This is a genomic window from Bacillus sp. FJAT-25509, assembly GCF_001420605.1.
Taxonomy (GTDB): Bacteria; Bacillota; Bacilli; order Bacillales; family Bacillaceae_G; genus Gottfriedia.
Genome location: NZ_LJIZ01000013.1, coordinates 1 through 19,322, shown reverse-complemented (window position 1 = coordinate 19,322; position 19,322 = coordinate 1). Strand labels below are relative to the sequence as shown.

Annotated in this window: 17 protein-coding genes; 11 read left to right on the top strand and 6 right to left on the bottom strand. The window is 33.6% G+C overall.

The annotated features are described in order from the left end of the window. Positions 1–39: 39 nt before the first annotated feature. Both treP and AN960_RS07470 read right to left on the bottom strand, forming a co-directional pair. A complete protein-coding gene (treP, locus tag AN960_RS07475; RefSeq protein ID WP_056469115.1) occupies positions 40–1,458 on the bottom strand; it encodes a PTS system trehalose-specific EIIBC component in 1,419 nt (472 codons plus the stop codon). 243 nt (positions 1,459–1,701) lie between these two features. Further along, complete coding sequence (locus AN960_RS07470; protein WP_056469112.1) at positions 1,702–2,916, bottom strand: ROK family transcriptional regulator; 1,215 nt, start codon at positions 2,914–2,916, stop codon at positions 1,702–1,704. Between the two features lie 242 nt (positions 2,917–3,158). Here AN960_RS07470 and AN960_RS07465 point away from each other — a divergent pair, with 242 nt between their 5' ends. Both AN960_RS07465 and AN960_RS07460 read left to right on the top strand, forming a co-directional pair. Next, positions 3,159–3,977 (top strand): purine-nucleoside phosphorylase, encoded by an 819-nt coding sequence (locus AN960_RS07465; protein WP_056469109.1) that lies wholly within the window; start codon positions 3,159–3,161, stop codon positions 3,975–3,977. A 282-nt stretch (positions 3,978–4,259) separates the two neighbouring features. Beyond that, positions 4,260–5,168, top strand: coding sequence for an EamA family transporter (locus AN960_RS07460; protein ID WP_056469105.1), 909 nt, complete (start codon positions 4,260–4,262; stop codon positions 5,166–5,168). Between the two features lie 56 nt (positions 5,169–5,224). On the opposite strand, the gene AN960_RS07455 is transcribed toward AN960_RS07460, so the two are convergent. Both AN960_RS07455 and AN960_RS07450 read right to left on the bottom strand, forming a co-directional pair. After that, positions 5,225–5,827, bottom strand: coding sequence for a hypothetical protein (locus AN960_RS07455; protein ID WP_056469102.1), 603 nt, complete (start codon positions 5,825–5,827; stop codon positions 5,225–5,227). Between the two features lie 9 nt (positions 5,828–5,836). Further along, positions 5,837–7,057: a ParM/StbA family protein gene (locus tag AN960_RS07450; RefSeq protein ID WP_056469099.1), complete on the bottom strand. Its 1,221-nt coding sequence runs from the start codon at positions 7,055–7,057 to the stop codon at positions 5,837–5,839. A 1,836-nt stretch (positions 7,058–8,893) separates the two neighbouring features. On the opposite strand from AN960_RS07450, the gene queC reads away from it, so the two are divergent. The 9 genes from queC (at position 8,894) to AN960_RS07405 (ending at position 16,658) form a co-directional block, all read left to right on the top strand. Then, a complete protein-coding gene (queC, locus tag AN960_RS07445; protein WP_056469096.1) occupies positions 8,894–9,559 on the top strand; it encodes a 7-cyano-7-deazaguanine synthase QueC in 666 nt (221 codons plus the stop codon). Then, positions 9,552–10,028: a 6-carboxytetrahydropterin synthase QueD gene (queD, locus tag AN960_RS07440; RefSeq protein ID WP_056469092.1), complete on the top strand. Its 477-nt coding sequence runs from the start codon at positions 9,552–9,554 to the stop codon at positions 10,026–10,028. The genes queC and queD overlap by 8 nt, the downstream gene beginning before the upstream one ends. Next, positions 10,021–10,737, top strand: coding sequence for a 7-carboxy-7-deazaguanine synthase QueE (gene queE, locus AN960_RS07435; protein ID WP_056469088.1), 717 nt, complete (start codon positions 10,021–10,023; stop codon positions 10,735–10,737). Before queD ends, queE begins: the two co-directional genes overlap by 8 nt. 5 nt (positions 10,738–10,742) lie before the next feature. Continuing rightward, positions 10,743–11,240, top strand: a complete 498-nt coding sequence (gene queF / locus AN960_RS07430; protein WP_056469085.1) for a preQ(1) synthase — start codon at positions 10,743–10,745, stop codon at positions 11,238–11,240. Positions 11,241–11,376: 136 nt separating this feature from the next. After that, positions 11,377–12,063, top strand: a complete 687-nt coding sequence (locus AN960_RS07425) for a response regulator transcription factor (RefSeq protein WP_056469083.1) — start codon at positions 11,377–11,379, stop codon at positions 12,061–12,063. Further along, a complete protein-coding gene (locus AN960_RS07420) occupies positions 12,063–13,067 on the top strand; it encodes a sensor histidine kinase (protein ID WP_056469080.1) in 1,005 nt (334 codons plus the stop codon). The genes AN960_RS07425 and AN960_RS07420 overlap by 1 nt, the downstream gene beginning before the upstream one ends. Positions 13,068–13,171: 104 nt before the next feature. Continuing rightward, positions 13,172–13,933: an ABC transporter ATP-binding protein gene (locus AN960_RS07415; RefSeq protein WP_056469078.1), complete on the top strand. Its 762-nt coding sequence runs from the start codon at positions 13,172–13,174 to the stop codon at positions 13,931–13,933. Beyond that, complete coding sequence (locus tag AN960_RS07410; protein WP_056469075.1) at positions 13,923–15,866, top strand: FtsX-like permease family protein; 1,944 nt, start codon at positions 13,923–13,925, stop codon at positions 15,864–15,866. The genes AN960_RS07415 and AN960_RS07410 overlap by 11 nt, the downstream gene beginning before the upstream one ends. Positions 15,867–15,986: 120 nt before the next feature. Continuing rightward, positions 15,987–16,658: a YdeI/OmpD-associated family protein gene (locus tag AN960_RS07405; protein WP_056469071.1), complete on the top strand. Its 672-nt coding sequence runs from the start codon at positions 15,987–15,989 to the stop codon at positions 16,656–16,658. Between the two features lie 68 nt (positions 16,659–16,726). On the opposite strand, the gene AN960_RS07400 is transcribed toward AN960_RS07405, so the two are convergent. Continuing rightward, entirely contained in the window at positions 16,727–16,930 is a 204-nt protein-coding gene (locus AN960_RS07400; RefSeq protein ID WP_056469068.1) for a YbdD/YjiX family protein, read from the bottom strand. Continuing rightward, positions 16,920–19,022: a carbon starvation CstA family protein gene (locus AN960_RS07395; protein WP_429898723.1), complete on the bottom strand. Its 2,103-nt coding sequence runs from the start codon at positions 19,020–19,022 to the stop codon at positions 16,920–16,922. Before AN960_RS07395 ends, AN960_RS07400 begins: the two co-directional genes overlap by 11 nt. Positions 19,023–19,322: the final 300 nt, after the last annotated feature.

Below are 19,322 nucleotides of genomic sequence, written 5' to 3'. Positions count from 1 at the left end.
TCGAAAGGAAGGAAAATAGATTTCCTTCCCCTTAAATAATTATGAGCTTTTCACTAGTAGTTTTTTCTTGTTAAAGATAATCGTTAAAATAAATGGGACAACGACTGCAACTAGCATAGCGATTGAAAACATCCCAATATGTTTAGGTTGAATAGATAAAATTGCTGGAAGGCCTCCAACACCAATTGAATTCGCCATTACACCTGAACCAACTGAAACAATAGCAGCTATACCAGATCCGATCATAGCAGCTAAGAATGGATAAGCATACTTTAAGTTAATACCAAACATTGCTGGCTCTGTTACGCCTAAGAAACAAGAGATTGCAGCAGGTATTGATACTTGCTTTTCTTCTTCATTCTTTCTATTCAAATAAATGATTGCTAAAACAGCTGAACCTTGTGCGATATTTGATAAAGCGATCATCGGCCACAGATTTGTTCCATTAAGCTGACTCATTAGTTGAAGATCGATTGCATTAGTCATATGATGCAATCCAGTTATAACTAGAGGTGCATAAAAGAAACCAAAAACTAAGGCAAATAGCCATCCAAATGAAGACGTTAATCCTGAATATACTAAATGCGAGACAGCTGAACCGATTTTCCAACCGATTGGACCTAATACTACATGTGCAATTAAAACTGTTGGTACTAGTGCAAAGAATGGTACTACAATCATTGAAATTGCACTTGGAACGATTTTTCGAATATTTGTCTCTAAAAACGCTAAAGTAAAACCGGCTAAAATAGCTGGAATAACTTGCGCTTGATAACCAATCATATCGATTTTAGCAAAACCAAAGTCCCAAACTGGTGGTACAGCCCCACCTGCTACTGCGTATGCATTTAGTAGCTGTGGTGAAACAAGTGTAATACCTAAAACAATCCCTAGAATTTGAGTCGTACCCATTTTCTTTGTAATTGACCATGTAATACCGACTGGTAAGAAATGAAATATGGCTTCACCGATCAACCATAAAAAGGAATGCGTACCTGCCCAAAATTGAGAGGTTTCGACAAGTGTTTTTGTACCATGGTCTAGTAGTTTAATATCCCCAATTATGTTACGGAACCCTAAGATCAGCCCCCCTACAACAATGGCTGGAATTAATGGTGAGAAGATTTCTGCTAAGTGAGCAAGTAGTCTTTGAATCCATGTCATATTTTGCCTTGCAGCTATTTTAGCTTCTTCTTTTGAAGTTTCCTCTACCCCAGCTAATTTTGCAAAGTCATTATAAAAAGTAGATACTTCATTACCGATAATTACTTGAAATTGTCCAGCTTGCGTAAAAGTACCTTTAACTATTTTAATTTCTTGAATCATTTTTTCATCAGCTTTTTTAACATCTTTCAACACAAAACGCATTCGTGTTGCACAATGAGTTACGGTAGCGATGTTATCTTTACCGCCAATGTATTGAAGTAATTGTTTTGCTTCATCATTAAATCGGCTCATGATATCCCCTCCTTGAGCAATCTATTATTTATTTTATAATTTCAAATTCATCCTGTACGTACAAGATTAGTATATTCTTGTACGTACAGGATTGCAAGCGTTTTTTGTAAACGTTCTCACTTCTTACTAATTTCCATGGAAATTGCTAATCAATTTACTAATAATAATCCATAAATATTGATAAAAAAACCGTTAATGCTCTATCTGTTCCCAGGTAGAGCATTAACGGTTTTTACCTTTTATTTACTTAGTTTCCTCTGTAAAGTGATCAAATACGATACAGCCTGCTCCTTGTGCAACGATATTATAGGCTGTTGATGATTTAATGATTTGAACAGGACTGTTTGGATAATTTTTCAATCTTCCTTGTGCTGTTTCGCATGCTACATCAAAGAATAATGGCTTTGGAACTAGTGTACCTCCACAAATTACAATATCAGGGCGCACGATATAAATTAGATTAGTCAGTCCAATTCCAAAGTAATTAGCTGCCTCTTTTATGACTTCTAAACAAAGTGGGTCTTCCTTCTCTAAAGCTTCAAGAATTTGATGATAGCTAATATTTTCGACATCGTTTAATTCACCCATCAAAGAAGTCATCTCACCGCGCTTAACACGTTTGATAACCTCTTCTCGAATCGCAGGCAAACTACTGTATGCTTGTAGACACCCATATGAACCACATGAACAAAGTTTTCCATGAATATCAACGATCATATGTCCAAAAGCATCGTCCATCTCGTTCTTATTGCTTATTAATTTACCTTGTTGAATAATTCCACAGCGTATTCCCATATCACTCGAAACGAAAACAATATTCTCGTTTTCTTTACTGAAATTTAGTCTGTACTCTGCTAAGGCAGCTAAATTTGTACCGTTATTTAGTAACACCGGGCACCGATTAGCTTCTTCTAAGTGCTTAACAATATTTAAATCATCCCATCCATCTGCTAAAAATGATCCCGATTTAATCATTACACCTTTTTCTTGATCAATTGGGTCTAACACTCCAATACCAATACCTAATAATTGTTCTCTATTCATATTATTTTGATCTAATAATTCACTTACACTTTTGGTTACAAAATTTAAAGTATATTCTCCAGTACTCACATTGCTCATTTTTAATTTTTTTGAATCGACAATTGTTAGATTTAAATCAAGCAGTAGTACCGTTGTAAATAAATTCGTGATTTCGACACCGATTAAGTAGAATGCAGTTGGGTTAATCACATACATTGCTGGTCTCCTTCCACCGCTAGAAACCCCTAAACCACTGTCATATATAAGTCCTTCCTGTACTAATTCATCTAATAAACGTACACATGTAGTATGTTTATACCCTGTCATTTCAGTTAATGTACTAACTTTAATTGGTCCTAATTTTCGTATTAAGCTATATAAAAGCTTTAAACTTTTGATTTTAGGCGACTGATAGCCTATAAATTGCCTGATCATTGACTCCTCCAAAACTCTAATCTTATTTTATATCCATTTAACTTTTTATATTTTATGAATTAAGTATAGCTATTTATACGTTATATTCACAGTGTTTTTAGTAAAAAGGAATAATCTTTTTACCAAAATGATTTTTAGTCTGTTTACAAGTAAGGAATTATCCATTAGACTTATAGTGAAAGCATTATTATTTATTAGAAATCTTTTTAAATCCCTATCGCTCATTTTAGGAGGAAAAATAAATGCATAAAACTGAACATATTTTAGAAACAAGAGATTTTATATTAAGTAAAACAAACTACCGTCCAACGGTTGGATTAATATTAGGTTCTGGTTTAGGCACTCTTGCAGATGAAATCGAAAACTCTGTTGTAATCCCTTACAGTGAAATTCCTCACTTTGCAAAGTCTGAAGCAGTTGGACACGCAAATGAATTAGTAATCGGTGAATTAAAGGGCCAAGCTGTTGTAGCAATGAAAGGCCGTTTTCATTATTATGAAGGCTTTACTTTAGATGAAGTAACTTTCCCTGTGCGTGTAATGAAAGCACTTGGAGTAGAAAAATTAATCGTAACAAATGCTTGTGGAGCTGTTAACACTAGCTTTAATCCTGGCGATTTAATGTTAATTACGGATCATATTAATTTAGTAGGAACAAATCCTTTAATTGGACCAAATAACCCAGAACTAGGAACTCGCTTCCCTGATGTTTCTGAAGTATATAACAAAGAATTACGTAGCCTTGCATTAGATGTTGCTGCGAAACAAGACCTTAAATTACAACAAGGCGTATATGCTTGGTGGAGTGGCCCTTCATACGAAACACCTGCTGAAATCCGTATGATCCGCACACTTGGTGCTGATTCTGTAGGAATGTCAACGGTTCCTGAAGCAATCGTAGCTGTTCACGGAAGTATGAAAGTTTTAGGTATCTCTTGCCTAACAAACATGGCTTGTGGCATCCTAGACCAACCATTAAACCATGAAGAAGTAATTGAAGTAGCAAGCATGGTTAGAACAAAATTCGTTAACTTAGTTAAGGGCATTTTAGAAGAAATGTAATTCGAAATACGAAATACGAAATGCGGAAGGCGTTTGATCAGCCCCGACAAGCATAAGACGAAGAACGATAAAGGTTGCTTTTTACCTTTATTGAGCTTCAGCTTATGACCTCGAGGGGGCTAACGCCTGGAGCTAGACAATGCGGAAAGTGTTTGAGTGGCTCTCTGAGAGAGTATTACCGGAGAAATATCTCGCTCAACAGTAACAAAATATGAAATTAGATATAAGTAAAGAGGTTTTGGTTTTCCCTCTTTACTTCTTTTTATTAAATGGGGTGTTATTTTGAAAGGCATACTATATATCATTATCGGATCTGTTTGTTATGGCGTTTTGTCTACCTTTGTAAAATTGGCATATGGTGATGGTTTTATTGTAAATGATGTAGTCGGTATTCAAATGTTTGTTGGGGCTGTATTGTTATGGTCCATCGTACTTTTTAATAAAAGTAGATCTGCTAAGTCAACTAATCAACAATATTTAAAACCTGCAAAGAAGGATGTTTTATTACTTGTAGTATTAGGATCTACCACTGGCCTAACGGGAATGTTTTATTATTTGGCGTTACAATATATTACTGCATCATTAGCGATTGTACTGTTGTTCCAGTTCACTTGGATTGGCGTTTTATTAGAATCAGTAGTCAATCGAAAACTTCCAGAAAAAAGTAAGTTACTCTCATTGATTCCACTCGTTATTGGAACGATCTTTGCGACAAATGTTTTAACCGATGGAATTGGTTCATTAAATTGGTTAGGAGTTTTATTTGGAGCGTTGTCCGCGGTTTCGTACAGTACTTTTATCTTACTTAGCGGTAGAATAGCTTTAAAAGCCAATCCTATAACAAAAACGGCATTAATGATAACAGGTGGTTTTATAATTTGTGCTATCTTCCTTCCACCTACATTTTTCACAAACTGGAACTTATTTGCAGAACTTTTGATAAAGTATGGGTTGATCCTTGGCTTTTTAGGTCCATTTTTCTCTACTTTAATGTTTTCAAAGGGCGTTCCTTTAACAGGTTCTGGTCTTGCTTCTATTTTAGGTGCAGCAGAGTTACCGACAGCTACATTAATGTCAGCGATTGTATTAAAGGAAACAGTTGGAGCTCCGCAATATTTTGGTATCATTTTAATTTTAATCGGTATCGTTATACCTGAATTCCTTAAAAGAAAGTCACTTCAATCTGCATAAAATTATTTAAAAATGAACAAAGGGACCGTGTTTATTACGGTCCCTTTTATGATTCCTTATTTATTCATTTGTGCAAGAAAATCTCCCAGAAGACTACCCATATCTTCCTCTTCAACTTCTTCTTCAGCTGCAGAGACTTCACTTTTGCTTGCAACTTCCCAATTAAAGTTTTCTAAATCATCATCACGATCATTTTTGCTTCCGGTATTATCTAAATCTGTTACTCTCCGTTCTTTTGTACGGCTTTCTGTCTGAACGGGTTCCAATTCTGGTTCTAGTTCATTCTCTTCTTCTTGAAGATATAGAGCTTCTTCAATTGCTAGACTATTACTATTTAGCGATGTAATAAGAGAAGCCGTACGGACTGGATTGGCTAATAATTGGTACACAATACTACCTAATAGTGCCTCAGAATGTTCGTGTTTCAACCAATCTCTTTGGGCTTTACTTAGACTTTTCGGAAGTGGAATCGTTATTGTTTGCCTTTGCTTTGATAATGAGTCATTAACTCCGCTCATTACGTACTCAGCAATTTTACCTGAAAAGTTTCGCCTTTCGTTTTGCTTAAGCTGTTGCAAATGTTTTATTATCTGATCAGGCGTATCGGAAGGGATACGAAATGTAATAGGTTGTCCCCTCGTCAATTCTTTTTCCTTCATGGAATCACCTTATTTTGATTTAGACATTTTTTGTTCTTCTCTTTGATTTTGATTTTGATTTTGATTTTGATTTGCTTCTCTTCGGGATTCCCTTATTCTTTTTATATCAAAATCAGCAATTAGTTTATAATAAGCATTCGCCATCATCCAGATACTTTCCTTCTCATCTTCAAAGAAATCAATATTATATCCGTCTAGGTTGTTATTTAGTGTCTTAAGATAATCCTTTAAGATTAGGGATCCTCCACCGATGAAATAGCATATCTCCGTTTGAGAGTTTTTCTGCCAAATATTTCTTAAATGACGATATTGTTTTTTTGCTAATTCTAATAGAATTCGGTCTACAATATCATGAACGCTTGTCCTACTTCCCTTAACATAAATATGATTTCTGTCGCTTTTTTTAGTTATTATCTCTACAACATCTCTACGACTATCGAGTTCAACTCCATGTCTAGAACGAATCTCTTCACGAATTGCTTCTAGAGATTCTGCTACTCCTAGATTAAAGCCTTGAGCTTTATCGTCATCTACCTTTCTATTTCTAATGACGGCAATATCAGTTGATAACCCTCCGATATCCTGAATAAGGATCTTTTTATCTATAAGGTCTTTATTAATTATGTTTAGATGACTATCCATAACTAGGTTAATAAAAGCGGCAAAACCTTCAGGATAAACCTTAACGTCTTCAAATTTAATATTAACTTTTAATCCTTGATGTCTAGGTGTTACTAAAAATTCCACTTGGTGAACTGAACCTAGTAATCGAGATCGATAGCCAACGTCCTTACCTTCTTTTACTTCTCTAAGCGGTAGGCCTGTTCCTAATATGTAAGTTGCCTCAATTACATTATTTGAGTTCTTTACTATTTGTTTATTTTCTTCTCTAGCTGCATCTAATGCTAACGCTGCAAATAACATAATAAGTGTTTGATCTTCTTCAGACTTATTGCTTCCTGGATCTAATTCCGTTGCATTACTACTTTTTGTTGCTAAGTTTCCTACTCGGTAAACAGTATTATTCTCTTTTAAAGTAGGAGAGTGAACGCGAATATGTATTCCATCAACTGGATCTTGGTTGTCTAATTCTTCTATCCCAATGATTGGACGATCTTCTGTATCCCTTGCAATAATATTAGGAATATTAATCTCAGATTCCATCTTCCCAAAAATTCCTTTGAGTGAATCGTTTCCTACATCAATAGCAGCTATACGAGCATTTACCACTTAAATCATCCCTTTCGTTAATAGGTTTACATATTAATAGATAATTCTGATTTAAGATTATCTAACTTTAGTCATCCGGTCAATGTCCCGTACTGAACTATTATAAAAATGTAACTGAAATGTCATCTTGTATACAAAATTGTAAACACATAAATTTGTATACACTTTTGTGTACATGTGTACAAAAACGTATACAACTGTACACAAAAAAGTGTACTTGTATACAAAAATGTATACATTTCTTTTTTTATTTAAAAATTATTCTTGGGACGGCTGTCTTCTACCTACGAAAAGCTTATGAATATTTTTATTTAAATAAGAATGTTTCAATATATTGGAGTCAATATCGAAAAGTACTAACACTAAGTGAGCTTCATTCATAATGTTGTGAATTTCGTTGATAAAATTATTTCGACCAACTTACTAAACTAATATTTACAAAATTAGTGTCATAATAACTACCAGTATCTTTTTTCAGAGGCTCAAAACATTAAATTGTTTACAATATTTGTATTGATGTGTAAGCCGATGATTATTAAGAGGTAATTCTTTAGAGTAATGATTACTTTAGATATTTTTTAAGATTAAATTTTTTTTACGGAGAACTTGAATGGAATGAATGGGTGTTGATTCCTGTGAAATACGTGGGAAGGCTCAGATCGCTCCACACGGAAAGCGAGAATCCCGTAGTGGAAATCAACGAATATCTAACACAAATAACCAGAGCAAATTGATCAAATAAAAAATAATGAAGAATATTTGGATTAGACAATCTCATTATTTCAATAACATGTAAAGTTTACATAATTGTACACAAGTACACTTTATCGTGTACAATCGTTTACAAAAATGTATTCCTGTGTACAAATATGTGTACAAATATGTGTACAATTGTTTACAAAACGTATTCCTGTGTACAAATATGTGTACAACTTACTTTAAATTAACTTTACTCTAAAAATTAAAATATAATCAGATGACTTCTACCTACCCGTTTGTGGATAAATTCCTTATTTCTTGATATCCACATGTGGATTACTTATTTTTATTTTGATTAACTAACACTTGAATAGGCTTTTACTTAAATAGTATCATTTTTGCACCAAGTTCATAGTGACAACCCTAAACTCTTACTTGAAGCTTCCAATATACTGCGATAGCTTCTGTTATTAGGTCCTCCCCTACATTTACAAATGCTTTTTCCCAAGATGCAACTTCTGTTCCTGATACAGTCATAATTTTACCAATCATTCGTTGAGTTATATTTATATCCCCTATAATAGAAGAAGATTCTACAATTTTTAATCCACCAGAGTATCACAATTTCGAGTAACTTCTTGGATTTTCAATTACTTCCCCTAGCCCTCCCCCGCTTTGTAGAAAAAAACAATAGTTACTATACAGCTTTAGGCGCAAAAAAACATTTGTGCCTACACAACTAGCTCCCTCCTTTTTGAAGCATGACAATCAATATATAGTCCATTTTCTTTCCTCTACTTTCGCTAAAAGAAATTGCTCTACCCCCGCGAAGTTTATTTAACATTTTATAAATCACAGTGATTTTTAAGGTTAAATATGCAAATTTTTACTTTCTTACAAAAGTTTTTGTTCTTTTTTCATGAAACGATTATAATAGGAATTATGATTGTACTTCTCTAGTACAATTTAATAAATAGAAAATTTAATAAAAAATCCATAAGTTTTATTACTTATGGTAGAGGTCGCAAACTCCCCTCTACAAAAAAATAAGGCGAAAAACAATATTTGTCGTATTGTTTTTATTTTTGTTATTCGGGATGCCCTCTTCTTTTTAATCATGTAAAGGAGAGAAGAAATATGAAAAATGAAAAAGCAATCGTTGTATTTAGCGGTGGCCAAGACAGTACTACGTGTTTATTCTGGGCTATGCAACAATTTGGTGAAGTTGAAGCTGTTACGTTTAACTACAATCAGCGCCATAAACTAGAATTAGATGTAGCTGCAGATATTTGTAAGGAATTAAATATTCCTCACCATATCCTTGATATGTCCTTGTTAAATCAGCTTGCACCAAATGCTTTAACAAGATCAGATATTGATATAACTCACGAAGAAGGCGAACTTCCTTCTACATTCGTTGATGGACGTAACTTATTATTCCTATCTTTTGCAGCAGTACTTGCTAAACAAAAAGGCGCAAAGCACATTATTACTGGTGTTTGTGAAACTGACTTTAGCGGATACCCTGACTGCCGAGATATCTTTGTTAAATCATTAAATGTAACTCTTAATCTATCAATGGATTATCCATTTGTTATTCATACTCCACTTATGTGGATTGATAAAGCTGACACATGGAAATTAGCTGATGATTTAGGCGCATTTGAATTCGTTAAAAATAAAACATTAACTTGCTATAACGGCATTATTTCTGATGGTTGTGGAGAATGCCCGGCATGTGAGCTTCGTCAGGCTGGTTTAGATCGTTATCTACAATCGAAGGGAGCCGCAAAGCATGTTTGATTTTCGCATCGTAGAAAGACTTCATAAAATTGATGAGCATATTAAAAAAGAAGACTTAAAATATCACCATAAACGAGTTCTTGTTAATAAAGAATTTACCTTTGATGCTGCACATCACTTACACTGCTATGAAGGTAAATGTAAGAATTTACATGGCCACACATATAAAGTTATTTTTGGAATTAGTGGTTTTGTTGATGAGATCGGCTTAGTGATCGATTTTGGTGATATTAAGCAGATTTGGAAAGAAAAAATTGAAATCTATTTAGATCATCGTTATTTAAATGAGATGCTACCTCTGATGAATACAACAGCAGAGAATATGGTTGTTTGGATTTTTGAGCAAATGGAAAATGCGCTTAAAGATGAAACAAATCCTGCACAAGATATTCGAGTTGAGTTTGTTCGTTTATTTGAAACGCCTACAAGCTATGCAGAAGCTCGTAGGGAGTGGATGATCAATGAGTAAAATTCCAGTACTTGAAATATTCGGACCTACTGTACAGGGTGAAGGAATGGCAATTGGTCAAAAAACGATGTTTATTCGTACGGCGGGTTGTGATTACTCTTGTAGTTGGTGCGATTCATCATTCACATGGGATGGTAGTGAAAAAGAAAATATAAAATGGATGGCCGCAGAAGAAGTTTGGGAGAATTTAATGAGTCTAGGCGGCGATACATTCTCTCATATAACGATTTCTGGTGGAAATCCTGCCTTACTTCCATCTTTAGGCCCTGTAGTTGAGTTTTTAAAGGAAAAGAATATGACTTTAGCTCTTGAAACTCAAGGTAGTAAGTGGCAACCATGGTTACCTTCTATTGATGAAGTTACTTTATCGCCTAAACCGCCTAGCAGTGGCATGAATACTGATTTTGATATGCTAGGAAGCATCATTCAAAATTTAGAAAATCACCCGAAGTTTTGCTTAAAAGTTGTAATTTTTGATGAAAAGGATTTAGCTTATGCAGAAACTGTTCATCAAAAATTCCCACATGTTCCGTTCTTTTTACAAGTCGGAAATAGTTGGCTAAATGCGGATGATGGTACTTTATTACAATACATGTTAAATCGTTACGAATGGCTTATAGATGAAGCAATGAAATCAAAAGTCTTTAAAAATGTAAAAGTTTTACCTCAATTACATGCATTTGTTTGGGGAAATAAGAGGGGAGTTTAACCAACATGGTAGGAAGATCAAAAGGTTCACTAGAAGAAGTATCATTACTTGGCAGCAACAACACAAAATATTTATTTGAATATGATCCAGGAATATTAGAAACATTTGATAATACTCACCCAAATCGTGATTATTTCGTAAAGTTTAATTTCCCTGAGTTTACTTCACTTTGTCCAAAAACTGGTCAACCTGATTTTGCGACAATTTATATTAGCTATATTCCTGAAAAGAAAATGGTTGAAAGTAAATCATTAAAACTATACTTCTTTAGCTTCCGTAATCATGGTGACTTCCATGAAGATTGCATGAATATCATTATGGATGATCTAATTAAATTAATGGATCCTCGATATATTGAAGTTTGGGGAAAATTCACTCCACGTGGTGGAATTTCAATTGACCCATACTGCAACTATGGTCGCCCAGGTACGAAATACGAAAAAATGGCTGAACATCGCATGATGAACCATGATTTATATCCTGAGAAAATTGATAATCGATAAAAAATCACTTTAAAGTGCACTGTATAAAATACAGTGTACTTTTTTTATTCAGGTAAATACTATATTCGTTTATGGCACTTAATTTGTTTTTATTTTACAATTAATGGAAAGTAAATAAGAAGTGTGGTGAAACCATTTGTTTAAACTATTACTCATTGAAGATGATTCTTCTCTATTCACTGAGATTAAAGATCGGCTATCAGGATGGTCCTACGAGGTTTATGGGATCACAGACTTTAGTAAGGTAATCCAAGAATTTACAGAGATAAAACCAGATTTAGTCATCATTGATATACAACTGCCAAAATACGATGGATTCCATTGGTGTCGGATGATTCGTTCCCATTCAAACGTACCTATTATCTTTTTATCTTCAAGAGATCACCCTTCAGATATGGTCATGTCGATGCAGCTTGGAGCAGATGATTTTATACAAAAGCCATTCCATTTTGATGTACTAATTGCAAAAATCCAGGCTACTCTTAGACGCGTCTATAATTATAATACCGAAAAAATTGCACTTAAAACTTGGTGTGGTGCAACCGTGGACTATGAAAAAAATACTGTATCAAATGAAAATGGTGCAATTGAACTTACAAAGAATGAGATCTATATTTTAAAACTGCTAATTGAACAAAAAAATAAAATCGTAAGTCGCGAGGATTTAATTAATGCCCTTTGGGATGATAAGCGATTTATTAGTGATAACACCTTAACAGTAAACGTAAATCGATTGCGTAAAAGACTAGATGAAATAGAATTAGGACAATTTATTGAAACTAAGGTTGGTCAAGGATATATTGCTTTAGAAGAGGAGATTTAATGATTAAAACATTTCTAATTGAGCGATTTAGTTGGATTCTTTTTTTTCTACTAACACAAGTACTCATTGTATTTGTTTCATTTATTGATTTGTCAATTCCTTTAAAATCATTACTTTACATTGTCTTTCTATCACTATTATTGTTTATCATTTTTTTAGTCATTCGATATCCTAAAGAAATAAAATTTTATAAAAGTCTTGTTGAACGTGAGGATAACCTTGATTTGACGGGAATTGAAGAGTCAAATAGCCCATTTGAAGAAATTGTTGAAAACAGTTTAACAAATCAAACAAGCTTATTAAAAAAAATTGCTATTCAAAATCAAACTTATTTAGAGCAAGAAAAAGATGAGCTCCTATCATGGATCCATGAAGTAAAAACGCCTTTAACAGCAATGCACTTAATGATTGATCGTATGAAGGATGAAAAGTTAAAGTCAAATTTAACATATGAATGGCTACGTATTCACCTATTATTAGATCAACAGCTTCACCAAAAAAGAATACCTTTTATTGAAAATGATCTTTATATAGAAAAAATTGAGCTGGAAGATGTCATTTATCCAGAAATTAAAACTTTGCAATCATGGTGTATACATAAAGGGATTGGATTTGACATTGAATTAGAGGAGCTAGAAGTATTTAGTGATGCTAAATGGCTATCCTATATACTACGGCAGCTATTAACAAATGCAGTGAAATATAGTACATTCTCAGACATTCGGATTATAAGTAAGCAAATTAATGAGCATGTGATTCTTGAAATTGAAGACTTTGGTCGTGGTATTCATTCAAAAGATTTGCCGCGAATTTTTGAAAAAGGATTTACTTCTACGTTTCAGCATCAAGACAATGCCTCTACAGGGATGGGGTTATATTTAGCAAAGAAAGCTGCCCAGTCACTACATATTACTTTCCAAGTAAAGTCTGAGTTAGATAAAGGTTCAATTTTCACGCTAACATTCCCTAAACGAAATGAATTTGTAAAAATAACAAGCATGTGACAAAATTGTCACATGCTTTTGTTTATTGTTCGGTTAATCAAAGGAAACGGTCTATGTAACCATTTATACTAATTTTATCGAATGAAAATAAGGGAGTGTATGAATTGAATATTTTAGAAGCAAATAAAATTCATAAAAGTTACGGAAATAAATTTAATAAACAAGAAGTGTTAAGTGGCATTAATATAAACATCGAAAAAGGTGAATTTGTTAGTATCATGGGGCCATCTGGATCTGGTAAAACAACTTTACTAAACGTTCTTTCTTCGATCGATAAGATTAATAGTGGAACGATTGCAATTGAAGGTAAAGATATAACGGATATGAGAGAAAAGCAATTAGCAGAATTTCGTAAATACTATTTAGGCTTTATTTTTCAGGAATACAACTTACTAGACACATTAACTGTAAAAGAAAATATTCTTCTACCTTTATCAATAACAAAAACGTCACCAAGTGAAGCCAATCAAAAGTTTGATGTAATCGCTAAAGAGCTTGGTATTTACGAATTAAAAGATAAGTATCCTAACGAAATCTCTGGGGGACAAAAACAGCGTACTTCAGCCGCTAGAGCATTTATTCATGAACCTAGTATTATTTTCGCTGATGAACCTACAGGTGCATTAGATTCAAAATCTGCTTCAGATTTATTAAATAAACTAAGCGAACTAAACGAGAAAAGAAGCGCGACAATTGTAATGGTTACACATGATCCAGTAGCAGCAAGCTTTTGCAATCGAGTTGTCTTTATTAAAGATGGACAAATCTATTCACAACTACACAAAGGTGATGAAACGAGACAAAATTTCTTTAAAGATATCATGAAAACTCAAGGTGTATTAGGTGGTGTTCACCATGAGCATTAATCATTTGATATTCCGAAATTTAAAAAAGAATTTAAAAAACTATTATCTATATGTTTTTGCTTTAATATTTAGTGCTGCTTTATATTTCTCATTTGTTACATTGCAGTATGATCCCTCAATGGATGCGACAAAAGGTTCGATTAAAGGAGCTGCTGCAATTCGCTCAGCGTCGATTTTACTTGTTGCGATCGTTTCGATATTCCTTTTATATGCAAATATGATTTTTATAAAAAGAAGAAGTAAAGAAATTGGTTTGTTCCAATTAATCGGAATGACTAAAAACAGGATTTTCGGTATTTTAACAGTTGAAAATTGTATTCTATATTTTAGTTCATTGGTTCTTGGTGTCTTAGTGGGTTTTTCTATTTCAAGGCTGATCGTTATGATTCTATATAAAATCGTAGGAGTTAAAGCGATTGCTAATTTACATTTTTCTTCACAAGCATTAGTACAAACATTAATAGTATTTGTCGTCATTTACGCGTTCATTATGTTAATGAATTATGCTTTTATTAAAAGACAAACTATTTTATCTTTATTCCGAGTAGTCTCATCGACTGAAGGAAAGCTTAAAAAAATGTCTATTTTCGAGATTTCTATTGGAGTTTTAGGTATTTTATTAATTATCTCAGGTTATTTTCTATCATCAAAATTATTTGATGGCGATTTTACTACTATGACTCAACTATTTTCGGTAATGATTTATATTTTAGCGTCAGTCATTATTGGAACTTATTTAGTGTATAAAAGTTCGGTTCGTTTTATTTTAAATATCGTTCGTAAAAAGAAAAATGGCTATTTAAATATTAATGATGTTCTCTCTTTATCTTCAATTATGTTTAGAATGAAGTCTAATGCCTTATTACTAACTATTATTACAACTGTTTCAGCACTAGCGATTGGCTTATTATCTTTAAGCTATATATCTTATTATTCTGCAGAAAAGACAGCTGAGAGCCACGTCCCTGCTGATTTTTTCTTAAATAATAAAAAGGATTTACAAACTTTCACATCTGCGCTAGATAAAAATGGTATTAAATATAGAGAAAAACACACCGAGGTTATTCAAGTTAATGCAAATATAAAGAATATACTCGATAAAGAGTTAGAAGGCATGATGAAGGATGCAGACAAGTTTCCACTTGCGGTCGTAAGTGAAAAGTCAGTTAAACTAAACCTTGCTTCAAATGAAGTGTTATTTACTGGATACGATGATATGCTTCAAAAATTTATGACCTTAAAGGATTCAGGGCATATTGAATTAACTAGCAACAAGAAAAAGTTTAACCTTAACTATTTAGGATTAAAACGTGAAAAGATTATACCTTCCTACTTCACAAATGGCGGATTTCCTACTGTCATAGTGGACGATCAAGTATTTAAAACGTTAAAACAGAATCTTGATCCATCAATTCAAAAAGATTCTACTGTCTACAATGGAATTAATATAAGTGATGAAAAACTAATCGAAAAAGCAAATAATATTTTTGTGGACCATCAACTTGAAAAGAATTATCCTAATGATTCTCGACTTCAAATCGTTAAAAGTCAGAAAGCAAATATGGGTCTTATTATGTTTATCGTAGGATTTTTAGGACTAACGTTCTTAATGACATCGGGATGTATTTTATACTTTAAACAAATGGATGAAAGTGTTGACGAAAAACCAAATTATACAATTTTGCGCAAACTAGGTTTCTCCCGTAGAGACTTATTAAGAGGTATACGCTCTAAGCAATTGTTTAATTTTGGTATCCCATTAGTAGTCGGACTAGTTCATAGCTATTTTGCCGTTCAATCTGGATGGTTCTTATTTGGTGCTGAAGTGTGGACACCAATGATTATCGTCATGGTTTTATATGCGGTTTTATACTCTGTGTTTGGTCTTTTATCCGTTCTTTATTATAAAAAAGTGATTAAAGAAGCTCTTTAAACTTTTATAATCCCTATTCCCTACTCTAAATAATAGAAGCTCTATCTGAGCTTCTATTATTTTTTTTACTTATTTTGATTTATAATAACATTATACATACTACTTTAAAGGTGGATCGGGATGACGAAAACGATTGTTGAAAAACTAAACTTAAAAAAGTATAAAAAAGCTACCGTTTTAAATCAGCCAAGTGATGCAAATTATTTTGCAGATTTACCACATTTTGATACGGATCTATTAAATCATCCTTATGATCTAATATTTGCTTTTGTACTTGATATGGACTCGCTTAAAAAACTAGTAACAAAGATTACCCGAAATCATTATTTAGATAAGAATGGCTATATTTTTATTGCCTACCCTAAAAAAGGCAACAAAGTATATCCGACTTATATTCATCGTGATGATTTATTTGAGGGATTAGGTGCTGATGAGAGCGGCTATATTGGTTCAAGTACAATTAAGTTTGCTCGTATGGTTGGACTGGATGACGTCTTTACGGTTATTGGATTAAAAGACGAATCAAAAACAAAAGCTGTGAACTCAGCAAAAGCAAGTCAATGCGTAGATGATTATATCGAAATGATTCCAAACGTCGAAAAGGATTTAGAAGATTCTCCTGAATTACTTACGATTTATAAGTCTCTAACTCCTGGGTATCGTAAAGATTGGGCACGACACGTCTATAGCGCTAAGCAAGAAGCAACGAAAACAAAAAGACGAGAAGAAATGAAAATGGCCCTAGGTGCTGGTTATAAAACGATGGATTTATATCGTAGAGATAATAAATAGAAAAAAAAATCCACAAGATTATTTCTCTTGTGGATTTTCTTCACTTATTAGATCATTTTGATGTTACTTTAACAACAACGAGTAACTTTACCGCCTTTAGAATTAAAACGTGACTCTTGTGCTTCGATAAAGAACTCTTTTCTAGATTGAATTGGTTGATCAGGGTGTTGTGTTTTCATATGTTCAACATATTTCTCATAACTTGGTACACCTACTAATAAACTAATAAACTGTTTATAATATTTTTTGAACTCCTTCACTTTATAATGCATAATTTTTCGGTTCACTTTCTTCGCGTTTAATATACGGAGTTTCATGTAATTTTATTGGTTTATTGGACAATATATTTATCCAATTTCGAACCGAAGCAATTAGAACTAAAAGCACAATCACCATAAATACTCCACAAATCGTTGCGTCAATATAGTCATTTAAAATAATTTGATTCATTTGTGCTTTACTAGCTGCCGGTGCAAGGATTTTGCCAGCATCTAAACCATCTTTAAAAATTTTAGCATGCGCTAAAAATCCTATTTTTGGTAATGCATGAAACAGCTTTTGCCAACCAGCAGTCATTGTTACGATTAAGATCCAAATCGTTGGCACTAATGTAATCCATGCATATGCCTTTTTCCCCATTTTCAGTAATATAGTTGTGCCTAGCAATAATGCAATCGCGGCGAGCATTTGATTTGCAATTCCGAATAATGGCCATAAAGTATTAATACCTCCAAGCGGATCAATAACTCCTTGGTAAAGGAAATACCCCCAGCCAAAAACGCAAATGGCTGTCGCAATTAAGTTCGCAGGAAGTGAATCCGTTTTTCCAAATGGCTTATACACATTGCCTAAAATATCCTGCGTCATATAACGGCCAATCCTAGTTCCAGCATCAATTGTTGTTAAAATAAATAAAGCTTCAAATAAAATAGCAAAGTGATACCAGAAAGCCATTAATGCCTTACCACCGATTACTTTAGAGAAGAGTGCCGCCATGCCGATTGCTAAAGTTGGTGCCCCACCAGTACGAGAAAGGATTGTTTGTTCACCTACGTCTTTGGCTAGCGTGCTCAAATCATTTGGAGCTATTGTAAAGCCCCAGCTTGAAACTACTTGAGCCACTTGATTTACGTCAGTTCCAATTATGGCAGGTGGGCTATTGATGGCAAAATATGCTCCTGGAGTTAATAAACAAGCAGCAATCATAGCCATTACTGCTACAAAAGACTCCGTTAACATAGCACCATAACCAATGGCACGTGCATGCGTTTCACGCTCAATCATTTTAGGGGTAGTACCTGAAGCAACTAATGCGTGGAATCCAGAAACAGATCCACAAGCAATTGTTATAAATAAAAATGGAAATAAATTTCCAGCAAATACTGGTCCTGTTCCGTCAATAAATTTTGTAACGGCCGGCATTTGTAAATCCGGTGCTACAATAATAATGCCAATTGCTAAAGCTAAAATCGTTCCAACCTTTAAAAATGTGCTTAAATAATCACGTGGAGCTAATAATAGCCAAACTGGAAGTACTGATGCTATAAACCCGTAACCAATTAACATAAGGGCAATCGTTTCTCCCTTAAACGTAAACATTGCCGCTAATGTTGGACTTTCTGCTACATATTGTCCCGCATATAATGAAATTAGTAATAAAATCACACCAATAAAAGACCCTTCTCCTACTCGGCCTGGGCGTATGTATCGCATATAAATACCCATGAAAAGTGCGATTGGAATTGTTGCCGCAATCGTAAACATTCCCCACGGACTTCCCGCAAGTGCTTTAACTACAACAAGGGCTAAAACAGCTAATAAAATAACCATAATTCCTAAAATACCTATTAAAGCAATAACGCCTGTTATAGGACCAATCTCTTCTTTAATCATTTCACCTAGTGATTTACCATTTCTACGTGTCGAAGCAGCTAATATGACAAAATCCTGTACTGCGCCAGCAAATACAACTCCTACAATAATCCAAATCGTTCCGGGTAAATAACCCATTTGCGCAGCTAAAATTGGTCCAACTAGAGGCCCAGCCCCTGCGATCGCTGCAAAATGATGGCCAAATAATACCCACTTATTAGTCGGTACAAAGTCTTTACCGTCGTTATTAATTTCGGCAGGTGTTTTACGAGTTTCATCAAGTTTAAACACTTTATCTGCAATAAACTTACTATAAAAACGATAAGCCACTGCATATGTACAAACTGCCGCTGTGAGGAGCCAAATTGCATTTATTGTTTCCCCTCTTTTTAAAGCTAAAACAGAAAAACAGAAAGCTCCAAGTATTGAAATTAATCCCCAAACAACTATTGATTTTAAAGATTTCACAACAAAAGATACCTCCTTTTTCATTTATAAAAGAAAGTATATCATCAATTCAGAATTTTTTGTCAATTAATGGTAAAAAAAGTATAATAACGACATTTATACTGATTTTAAGCTGGTTTTTCTTCATAAAAGTGGACGAAAGTTATATTGAACTTCTCTAATTGAAGAGTTTCAAGGGAAAAAACAACTTAGCTATAGTAATATTTGAACTAATCTTTTTAAACAAAAGAAAACCATCCTAAGCTTAATTGTAGTGACCCCATAAAGTTAGACTGGTTACTTCAATTAGGCAGCCTGTTGGGCATGAACTCGGTATTTTACTGG

What these genes read in the sequence shown, in the direction of transcription:
- AN960_RS07465 (WP_056469109.1), top strand. Translation starts at nt 3,159, where the DNA reads ATGCATAAAACTGAACATATTTTAGAAACAAGAGATTTTATATTAAGT.
- AN960_RS07410 (WP_056469075.1), top strand. Translation starts at nt 13,923, where the DNA reads ATGAGCATTAATCATTTGATATTCCGAAATTTAAAAAAGAATTTAAAA.
- AN960_RS07420 (WP_056469080.1), top strand. Translation starts at nt 12,063, where the DNA reads ATGATTAAAACATTTCTAATTGAGCGATTTAGTTGGATTCTTTTTTTT.
- AN960_RS07470 (WP_056469112.1), bottom strand. Translation starts at nt 2,916, where the DNA reads ATGATCAGGCAATTTATAGGCTATCAGTCGCCTAAAATCAAAAGTTTA.
- AN960_RS07405 (WP_056469071.1), top strand. Translation starts at nt 15,987, where the DNA reads ATGACGAAAACGATTGTTGAAAAACTAAACTTAAAAAAGTATAAAAAA.
- queD (WP_056469092.1), top strand. Translation starts at nt 9,552, where the DNA reads ATGTTTGATTTTCGCATCGTAGAAAGACTTCATAAAATTGATGAGCAT.
- AN960_RS07455 (WP_056469102.1), bottom strand. Translation starts at nt 5,827, where the DNA reads ATGAAGGAAAAAGAATTGACGAGGGGACAACCTATTACATTTCGTATC.
- queC (WP_056469096.1), top strand. Translation starts at nt 8,894, where the DNA reads ATGAAAAATGAAAAAGCAATCGTTGTATTTAGCGGTGGCCAAGACAGT.
- queE (WP_056469088.1), top strand. Translation starts at nt 10,021, where the DNA reads ATGAGTAAAATTCCAGTACTTGAAATATTCGGACCTACTGTACAGGGT.
- treP (WP_056469115.1), bottom strand. Translation starts at nt 1,458, where the DNA reads ATGAGCCGATTTAATGATGAAGCAAAACAATTACTTCAATACATTGGC.
- AN960_RS07395 (WP_429898723.1), bottom strand. Translation starts at nt 19,022, where the DNA reads ATGAAAAAGGAGGTATCTTTTGTTGTGAAATCTTTAAAATCAATAGTT.
- queF (WP_056469085.1), top strand. Translation starts at nt 10,743, where the DNA reads ATGGTAGGAAGATCAAAAGGTTCACTAGAAGAAGTATCATTACTTGGC.
- AN960_RS07400 (WP_056469068.1), bottom strand. Translation starts at nt 16,930, where the DNA reads ATGCATTATAAAGTGAAGGAGTTCAAAAAATATTATAAACAGTTTATT.